Below are 8,638 nucleotides of genomic sequence, written 5' to 3'. Positions count from 1 at the left end.
CGGGGGGAGAGCTTCCACGCCGTGGTCGAGCTCCGGGCCACGGTCGCGGGGAGAGCGAGGGAATACCGGATCGAGGTGTGGACCCTCGGGGAGGACCGCGCCCTCCTGCGGATCCTCGCCCCGGAGGCCGACGCCGGAGCGGGGTACCTCCAGGTGGGCGACGAGCTCTGGTACTATAGCCCCCCCGTGGGGAGGGCGATCGCCCTCCCCTCCCTGGCCCTGGGCGAGGCCCTGTTCGGTGGGGGGCCTTCGCTCGGGGACCTGGCCCACGGGGCCCTGTGGGGCGAGCACGAGGCCCAGGCAGAGCCGATCCTCGGCCCCGATGGAACGCGCGCCGGGTACCTCCTCACCCTCGTCCCCCGGCCGGAAGCGCCGGTGGTCTACGGAAGGCTCGAGGTCACGGTGACCGCGGACTACGTCCTGAGAGCCCTCGTGTACTACGACCAGCGGGGCGAGGTCCTCCGCACCGCGGAGTTCGGGGCACCCGTCCCGGTGGGACCGTTCCTCTTCCCCACCGAGGTCACGGTCCGGGATCGGGGCGGCGACGAGTTCTTCCAGCGGATCCTCGACCCCGAGTTCGGCCTGGGGATCGACGCCTCGTTCTTCACCGTGGCGCGCCTGGAGGGGCGAGAGTGAGGTTCGCCCTGCGGCACCTCCGGCGGAACCGGAGGCGGACCGCCCTCACGATGCTGGCGGTCCTCGGTCCGGTGTACTTCCTCGTCCTCATGTTCGGGTTCGCCAACGCCAACCTCCGGGACATGTTCGAGACAGCGACCCGGTTCGACACGGGGCACGCCCAGATCCGCGCCGTGCCGACGAAGGCGACCGGGTCAGCGATCCCGTTGATGCGCGATCCGTCCGCTGCGCTGGCGGCGCTTGCGGAGGTTAAGGGGATCGAGTGGTGGACGGTGCGGCTCGATCTGCCGGCGATGGCGATCGTCGGGGAGCGATCGCGGACGATCTACGTGCGAGGCATCGTGCCCGAGGAAGTCGATCCGGTCAGTGGGCTTGCCGATCGGATCGTCGCCGGGGAGTCCCTCGCGACCAGCACGGGCGGGGTCGTGGTTGGCGAGGAGCTCGCCCTGCTTCTGAAGCTGGAGGTTGGAGACGAGATCGTCCTTCTCGGCGCGCACCCGGAGGCGGCGCTGGGCGCGATCCGAGCGCCGGTGGTGGGGGTGTATAGGGCACCCGAGGCGGCGCTCGGGCGGACGGTGATCTACGCCGACCTCTCCACGGCACGGCAGTTGGCGCGAAGCGAGACCGCGGCGACGGCGATCGTGCTCCGCGTCGCTGGCGTGACCGGCCCGGGGGACCAGACCGCGCTCGATCGCGCGGTCAACGATCTACGGGCAAACCTCCCAGCAGGGTATGAGGTGCAGGATTGGCTGGAACTCGTCCCGATGGTGGCAACCTACATGGGGATCCTGACCCCGGCGCTGCTGATCGTCGGGGCGATCTTCTTTGCCCTCGGTGGACTCGTGGTGCTGAACACGATCTACCTATCCGTGCTCGAACGCACGCGCGAGCTTGGGCTCATCCTCGCGCTCGGCGCAGCGCGGCGCCGGGTGGTGCGGATGATCCTTGCCGAGGCAGGGGCGATCGCCGTCGCCGGCGCCGTGGGCGGCGCGGTCACCGGAGTCGGCCTGATCCTGGTGGTGGAGGCGGCGGGTGGGATCCCCCTGTGGGGCGCGGCGGCACAGATGATGCGAGAGATCGGGATGTCGCCGGTGCTTCATCTGAGCGCCAACTTTGTACAGGTTGCACTCTCCACGGCATCGATGACGGCGGTTGCCGTTCTCGCTGCCTGGTGGCCGGCGCGCCGTGCGTCGAGGCTCCAGCCGATGGAGGCGATGCGCTATGTGGAGTAGCCCCGTCATCCGCACCGAGGAGCTGTGGAAGGTGTACCGCACCGGGGCCGCGGAGACGCCGGCCCTGCGGGGGGTCTCCCTGGAGATCGGGGCCGGGGAGTTCGCCGCCACCGCCGGGCCGTCGGGGTCCGGGAAGTCCACCCTCCTCCACCTCCTCGGGGGGCTCGAGACGCCCACCGGGGGGGAGATCTACCTCGAAGGCCTCGCCCTGTCGGGCCTGTCCCGGGACGCGCTGGCCCGGCTGCGGCTGAGGAAGATCGGGTTCGTCTTTCAGGCCTACAACTTGATCCCCGTGCTGACCGTGCTCGAGAACGCCGCGTTCGTCCTCGAGCTCCAGGGGGTGCCGTACCGGGAACGGACCGCCCGCGCCCGGAAGGTCCTCGCCGAGCTGGGGGTGGAAGAGTACGTCCACCAGTTCCCAAGCCGCCTCTCCGGGGGGGAGCAGCAGCGGGTGGCCGTGGCGCGGGCCGTGGTCTCCGATCCGGCGATCGTCCTCGCCGATGAGCCGACGGCGAACCTCGACACGAAAACGAGCCTCGACCTCATCGACCTCATGCGGCGGATGAACGAGGAGCACGGGACCACGTTCCTCTTCGCCACCCACGACGCGCGGCTCCTGGGAGGGGTGGACCGGGTGATCCACCTCGAGGACGGCCGCATCGCCCGGGAAGAGCGGGTAGGATAGGGCCCGCCTCCCCAAAGGCGGACAGGAGAGCGATGAGGAGAGCAGTGTTGTTCGCAGTAGCCCTGGCCGGCCTGGCCGCAGCCCAGGACGCCCCGCCGTTTGACCTCACCGGGACGTGGGCGGTGATGCAGGTGACCTCGGACATCGTCGTCTACCCGTTCGTGGGACAACGCACACGCACCACGACCCTCATCCTGCACGTAGAGATGGGGCAGAGCGGGAGCAACGTCACGATGGCCGAAATCCACTGCCTCGTGGACACGGACGACGGGACGACCATGGTCACCACGGAGATCCCGGAGGCGTTCCTGCGCTCGATTGGCGTCGTGGAGCGGACGGCCACGCTCGAGCCGACGGTGGATGGCTGGCGGTTTGTCGAGCCCTGGCCGACCGAGATCCACGGGGCGCGTCTCGCTGACCTTGTGAACGACCCCCTCCCCACGCAGGCTGACGATCCCCGCGTGTTCGATCAGGATGGAGACGGGAAGCCTGGGATTACAGTGCGGGTGAAGATCCTCGGCCTCATCTCCGGCGAGGTGTACGCGGTGCAGCGGCTGACCAAGCTCCTCGAGGGGGAGGTGGTAACCCCGGACCTCATCCGCGGGCTCATCACCTGGACGAACGAGCAGGTGACGATCGGGGCGAGCAACCCGTTCCTCAACACGGACGGGGAGGCCCGGGTGGACCCGGTGCGGGAGCGAAGCTACTTCGTGGCCCTGCGGGTCCCTCCCGAGACCACGTGCGAGAGCCTGAAGGCCACCTGGCGGGACCTGTTCGGACGCTAGCCGGACCTCCGCCCCCGTTCCCCAGTGGGCGGACCCTGGGCCGCCCTGCGGGGAGGCCCGGGGCTACACCGGGTCCCGCACGTGGATCCCCCGGCCCTTCCACGTCCCCCGGCGGGAGAGGTGCCAGAGGAGGGAGCGGAGGGCGATCCCCGAGGCGAGGAGGATCGTCACGGAGTAGAGGGAGACCTGGAGGAGGGGAAGCCGGAACCGCACTGCGGCGAGGAACCACGTGAGGAGGGACATCCCGATCGTAATTGCCGCCGGCGGGATCATCCCAGCCGGCACTGCCCCCGCCGCCCCCAGGGCCACGACCACGACGGGCTGCCAGGCCAGCCACAGAAGCCACGTCCACACGAAGAGGAAGAAGGGCACGTTGTAGCGGAACACCGGGAACAGGTTCTTCGCCAGCCCCCGCGAGACCTCCCGCCAGCCGCGGTACATCCGCGTCTCCACCCGGCCCGAGGCGTCGAAGAACTCCCACCCCACCCGGGCTCGCTTCACGTTTCGCGCCAGCGCGATGTCGTCCAGGACCTCGGTCCGCACTGCCCTGTGCCCGCCTGCCGCCCAGTAGGCCTCGCGGCGGAAGAGCATGAACTGGCCGATGGCGGCCGGCGCCCGCCAGGGGAGGAGGAACGGGACGAAGGTGTGGACCACCCACGGGACGAGGGGGATGACGAGCGCCTCCCCAGCCGTCCCCACCCTCTGCCGGGGGAGGGCACTCAGGGCCCCGAGCCGGTGGCCGTCCAGACTGGCCACGGCGTCCCGCAGGGCGCGGGGGTGGTGGACGGTGTCGGCGTCCGTGAACAGGAGGAGCTCCCCGCCTGCGGCCTGGGCGAGCTGGTGGCACGCCCAGTGCTTCCCGAGCCACCCCGCCGGGAGCGGCCTCCCCTCGAGGACCCGCAGCCGGCCGCCGGAGCAGGCAGAGAGCTCCTCGAGGAGTTTCCCCGTCCCGTCGCGGGAGTCGTCGTCCAGGACGATCACCTCGAACTCGGGGTAGTCCTGGGCAAGGAGGGACTGGACGCAAGAGGCGATGTTCCGCTCCTCGTCCCGGGCCGGGACGAGGATGGAGACGGGGGGGAGGCGCTCGGGCAGGCAGGCCCACCCCAGCCGCCGAAAGAAGAGGAGGTTCGTGACAGAGAACGCAGCCAGGACAGCCATGAACACGGCCAGGCTCCACTCGTGGGAGACGAGGAAGCTCACGGCCCCCTCCGCCACCGGGGCGGGGCCCGGAGTTCCCGGCGGTGGGTCCACAGGAGGAGGAGGGCGTTCGCCCCCCACGCCACAAGGAGCCCCGGCTCCGACCTGGAGAGGAGGAGGAACAGGAACACGATTGGGAGGGCCAGGGCCACAGTCCAGGCGTCGTTCCCTTGCACCTGGCGGATCCCGGCCAAGGAGAGGCCGAACGCGGTCGGGACCTCCCAGTAGGTGAGCCCCGTCCAGACTCCGAACGTGGTGGCCACGGCCTTGCCCCCCCGGAACCCAACCCAGGGCGAGAACGTGTGCCCCAGGGCCGGGGCCAGGGCCACGGGGACGAGGGCCCACCCTTCCAGGCCGACCACGAGGCGGGCGAGGAGCACGGGGAAGGCCCCCTTGCCCACGTCGAGGACCAGGGCGAGGAGCCCCACCTTCCACCCTCCGGCCCGCCAGGCGTTCGCCGCCCCGGGGTTCCCATCCCCCACTCCGCGCACGTCGGCCCGGGCCAGGAGCCGCGCGGCCCACGCCGAGAAGGGAAGCGACCCCAGACCAAAGCCGAGTAGGGAGAGGAGCATGATCACCACGGCCTCAGGCCTCCCGACGCTCCCCAGCGCCTGTCCATCCCCAGGAGTGTACGTCACCGCGCCCGGGGCAGGAACTCTTGTCCGACGCCTGGGAGGGGGCTATCCTCCCAGGGACTAGGGCGTAGCCAAGCGGTAAGGCAGCGGCCTTTGGAGCCGCCATTCGGAGGTTCGAATCCTCCCGCCCTAGCTCGCCCCCCTTAGGCGAGGCTCCGGATCCGGACCTCGATCTCGGGGTGGCCCCCGAGGAGCGCCACCAGCCGGGTGGGGTCCGTGCTCCCGTAGTGGTACGGGTAGAGGATCCGCGGCCGCAGGGCCACCGCCACGTCGGCCACCATCTCCGGGGTCATTGTGTAGGGAACGTTCATGGGAAGGAACGCCACGTCGATGCCCCGAAGGGCTTTCAGCTCTGGCGTGTTCTCCGTGTCCCCCGCGACGAGGACCCGCACGTCACCGAACGTGATCACGTACCCGTTGCCCTCCCCGCGGCGGTGGAACGGCTCGCCGTTTTCCCTCCTGTGGACGAGGTTGTAGGCGGGCACGGCCTCTAGGGCCAGGCCGAGGACGACCGCCTTGTCCCCGTTGCCCATCACGGTCCCGCCGGGGACCTTCTCCGTACACCGCGCAGGGACCACGACCTGGGTGGCGGGAGTGCACACGAGCGCCAGGGCCTCCGGATCGAGGTGGTCGCGGTGCTCGTGGGTGATGAGGACGAGGTCAGCCTTGGGGAGGGCCGCGTAGTCGGCGACGCGGGAGAAGGGGTCGAGGTAGACCCTCTTCCCGTCGTACGCAAACAGAAGCGACCCGTGGCCGAGGAACGTGATCGCAAGCTCCCCGCCCGAGGTCTCGATTCGGTCGGTCTGGAACTCCCGTGCCATGGTGCCTCCTTGGCCTGTACGCGCGGCCGCCTGGAGTGTAGCCCGGTCCGCGCCCAAGTGCGCCAGCCACCGCCTGCCCGCGGCAGGCGGAGGGTGCGCCGGAGGCGCTGCCCGAACGCGCGCGAACGGGAAATCCAACCACACCACCGGTTGCGCACGGCACTGCAGTTCTCGTCAGGCACCCACGCCGGCCCCCGCGTCCTGTCCTCCACAAGCGCGCAGCTTGGCCGTGGGTGGCAAACTCCTCCGGCGTACAATTCCAGCGTGGAGGTCTTCGAACGCTGGGACAGGATCCGGAGAGCTCTTCCCCCCGGGGTGACGGTGGTGGCGGCGGCGAAAGGCCGGACGCCCGACGAGGTCCGCGCCGCCCTGGCCGCAGGAATCGGGCACGTCGGGGAGAACTACGTCCAGGAGGCGGAGCGAAAGAAGGCCCAGGTCCCCGAGCCCGCCACCTGGCACATGATCGGCCGCCTGCAGACGAACAAGGCGAGCCGGGCCGCCGGCGTGTTCGACTGGGTTCAGACTGTGGACTCTCGGGACCTCGCCTGGAGGCTCTCCGCCGCGGCAGGGCGCGGGGGGAAGACCCTCCCTGTCCTCCTCCAGGTGAACATCGGCCGGGAGCGGCAGAAGGGCGGTGTCCTTCCGGAGGACGTCCTCCCCTTGGCCGAGGCCGTGCGGGAGCTTCCGGGCCTTGAGCTCCGGGGCCTCATGGCCCTCCCCCCGGAGCCCCGCACCCCCGAGGACTCCCGGCCCTACTTCCGGGCCATGCGCCGCCTCCTTGCGGACCTGTGCGCGGAAGGGTTCGCGCTGGACACCCTCTCCATGGGGATGAGCGCGGACTGGGAGGTCGCCCTCGAGGAGGGGGCGACGATGATCCGCCTCGGCACGGCCCTGTTCGGCCCTCGGTCCTAGCGGATGAGGATCAGCCGGGCGAGGACCCCCAGGACGAGGCCCAGGGCAGTCGTACCCAGGACGACGAGCCCGGTCCGCCGCCACCCGAGCTCCCGCCCCATGGCCCCCACGGTGGCCAGACACGGAACGTAGAACAGGACAAACACAGTGAACACAACGATCTGGCCGAGGGCGAGGGACGCCACCCCCCCGGGAAGCGCCCCCTCGAGCATCACCAGGGAGAGCTCCTTCCGCAGGATGCCCAGGGCAAGGGGCACCCCCGCCTCCGCGGGGAGCCCCAGGGGCCAGGTGAGGAACCGGAAGGCCAGGTTGAGGCCCCCGGCCCAGCCCAGAGCCTCGGCCAGCGCGAGGGCGGCGCTGGACAGGGCAAGAAGCGGCCAGGCGAGGACGACGAACCCCTTGAGCCTAAGCCAGGTCTTCCTGAGGAGGTTGCGCCCCCGGGGGAGGCGGTAGGGCGGGATCTCCAGGATCAGCCCCGGCCCCTCCCCCGGAAGGAGCTTCGTCAGGGCCCACCCCACGAGGGCGATCACGCCCACGTTCCCGAGGTAGAGAAGGAGGGCGGCCAGGGGCCCCACGAACCGCCCCACCAGACCCATCACCACGATCGTCCGCCCGGCACAGGGGACCATCACCGCCAGCGCCGCGGTGACCAGCCGGTCCCGCTCGTCCTCCAGGATCCGCGTGGCCAGCACCGCGGGCACGGTGCACCCGTACCCCAACAGGAACGGGATCACGCTCTTGCCGTGGAGCCCCAGTTTGTGCATGAGCCCGTCGAGGAGGAACCCCACCCGGGGCATGTAGCCCACGTCCTCCAGGAACGCCAGGAGCAAGAGGAACGGGACGAGGTAGGGCAGGACAAGGGCGACCCCGGCCGCCAGGCCGTCCCAAGCCCCGAGGAGAAGGGACGCCGCCGGCCCCCCACCTAGGGCGGCGGCGAACCGCCCAGAGAGCGCCTCAATTCCGGGGGAGAGGAGCCCCTCCAGGGCCCCCCCGGCCCAGAAGGTGACCCCGAACAGGGCAAGGAGGACGAGGGTGAGGAGGGGGTAGCCAAGGATGGGGTGCATGAGGACGTCGTCGGCGCGCTCCCGCCACCCCACCCGAGGCTTGCCCAACGTGGCCACGGCTTCGAACAGGCGCGCGGCCACGGCGTGGCGCGCATCGGCCAGGACCACCGCCGGGTCCTCGCCCCGCGCGGCGGCGAGCTCCCGGCGGACCCCGTCCACGAGGGCCCGGAGCTCGGGCGGCGGGGGGGCCTCCCCGGCCAGGACCTGGGGGGCCTCGTGGGGGGAGGGGAGGACGGCGCGGAGCTTCTCCAGGGCGCGCTCCACGTCGGGCGCGTAGGGGGGGCGGCGGACCGGGCGGGCGTGGCCCAGGGCGGAGACGAGGTCCGCCAGCCCCTGGCCGCGGCTCGCCACCGTGGACACCACCGGGACTCCGAGGAGCTCGGCGAGCTTCCGCTGGTCGATGGCCACCCCCTTGTGCTCGGCCTCGTCGGCCATGTTCAGGCACAGGACGACGGGGAGCCCGAGTTCCGCGAGCTCCAGGGTGAGCTCGAGGGACCTCCCCAGGGCCGAGGCGTCGGCCACGTGCACGACAGCATCCACCTCGCCGGAGAGGAGGAACTCCCGGGTCACCCGCTCCGCGGGGTCCCCCCCGAGGAGGGAGTACGCCCCCGGCAGGTCCAAACGGACCTGAGCTGTTCTTGGCCACGACGAACGACCGCCAGCCGGGGGTG

Annotated in this window: 9 protein-coding genes and 1 tRNA gene; 6 read left to right on the top strand and 4 right to left on the bottom strand. The window is 71.2% G+C overall.

Annotated features, from left to right (window positions below; all coding sequences use genetic code 11):
• The 4 genes from NUV94_07670 to NUV94_07655 form a co-directional block, all read left to right on the top strand.
• The coding region (locus NUV94_07670; GenBank protein ID MCR4392614.1) for an outer membrane lipoprotein-sorting protein at positions 1–636 on the top strand (636 nt) is incomplete at its 5' end.
• Positions 633–1,868, top strand: a complete 1,236-nt coding sequence (locus NUV94_07665) for an ABC transporter permease (protein ID MCR4392613.1) — start codon at positions 633–635, stop codon at positions 1,866–1,868. The genes NUV94_07670 and NUV94_07665, both read left to right, overlap by 4 nt.
• Positions 1,858–2,553: an ABC transporter ATP-binding protein gene (locus tag NUV94_07660; GenBank protein ID MCR4392612.1), complete on the top strand. Its 696-nt coding sequence runs from the start codon at positions 1,858–1,860 to the stop codon at positions 2,551–2,553. Before NUV94_07665 ends, NUV94_07660 begins: the two co-directional genes overlap by 11 nt.
• A 32-nt stretch (positions 2,554–2,585) precedes the next feature.
• Complete coding sequence (locus NUV94_07655) at positions 2,586–3,338, top strand: hypothetical protein (protein ID MCR4392611.1); 753 nt, start codon at positions 2,586–2,588, stop codon at positions 3,336–3,338.
• Between the two features lie 63 nt (positions 3,339–3,401).
• Here NUV94_07655 and NUV94_07650 read toward each other — a convergent pair whose 3' ends face one another.
• On the bottom strand, positions 3,402–4,538 hold the full coding sequence (locus tag NUV94_07650) for a glycosyltransferase (protein MCR4392610.1): 1,137 nt from the start codon (positions 4,536–4,538) through the stop codon (positions 3,402–3,404).
• Positions 4,535–5,173 (bottom strand): glycerol-3-phosphate acyltransferase, encoded by a 639-nt coding sequence (locus NUV94_07645; protein ID MCR4392609.1) that lies wholly within the window; start codon positions 5,171–5,173, stop codon positions 4,535–4,537. The genes NUV94_07650 and NUV94_07645 overlap by 4 nt, the downstream gene beginning before the upstream one ends.
• Before the next feature lie 58 nt (positions 5,174–5,231).
• Between NUV94_07645 and NUV94_07640 the strand changes: the two genes are divergently transcribed.
• Positions 5,232–5,303, top strand: a tRNA-Gln gene (locus NUV94_07640).
• A gap of 10 nt (positions 5,304–5,313) precedes the next feature.
• Here NUV94_07640 and NUV94_07635 read toward each other — a convergent pair.
• Positions 5,314–5,991 carry an MBL fold metallo-hydrolase gene (locus tag NUV94_07635; protein MCR4392608.1) on the bottom strand — a complete coding sequence of 226 codons (678 nt, stop codon included), beginning with the start codon at positions 5,989–5,991 and terminating at the stop codon, positions 5,314–5,316.
• Positions 5,992–6,255: 264 nt separating this feature from the next.
• Here NUV94_07635 and NUV94_07630 point away from each other — a divergent pair, with 264 nt between their 5' ends.
• Positions 6,256–6,903: a YggS family pyridoxal phosphate-dependent enzyme gene (locus NUV94_07630; GenBank protein ID MCR4392607.1), complete on the top strand. Its 648-nt coding sequence runs from the start codon at positions 6,256–6,258 to the stop codon at positions 6,901–6,903.
• Here NUV94_07630 and feoB read toward each other — a convergent pair.
• Positions 6,900–8,638, bottom strand: a 1,739-nt coding sequence (gene feoB / locus NUV94_07625) for a ferrous iron transport protein B (protein MCR4392606.1), incomplete at its 5' end; no start/stop codon positions are given. The two genes, NUV94_07630 and feoB, sit on opposite strands and share 4 nt — an antisense overlap.

The organism is Candidatus Acetothermia bacterium, from assembly GCA_024653305.1.
Classification (GTDB): Bacteria; Bipolaricaulota; Bipolaricaulia; order Bipolaricaulales; family Bipolaricaulaceae; genus JACIWI01.
Note: the sequence above shows the minus strand (reverse complement) of the source record. Positions and strands in the feature narration are given on the sequence as shown.

Bases quoted from the DNA above. Each gene is read 5' to 3' on its own strand.
- NUV94_07635 (MCR4392608.1), bottom strand. From the start codon at position 5,991: ATGGCACGGGAGTTCCAGACCGACCGAATCGAGACCTCGGGCGGGGAG.
- NUV94_07655 (MCR4392611.1), top strand. From the start codon at position 2,586: ATGAGGAGAGCAGTGTTGTTCGCAGTAGCCCTGGCCGGCCTGGCCGCA.
- NUV94_07660 (MCR4392612.1), top strand. From the start codon at position 1,858: ATGTGGAGTAGCCCCGTCATCCGCACCGAGGAGCTGTGGAAGGTGTAC.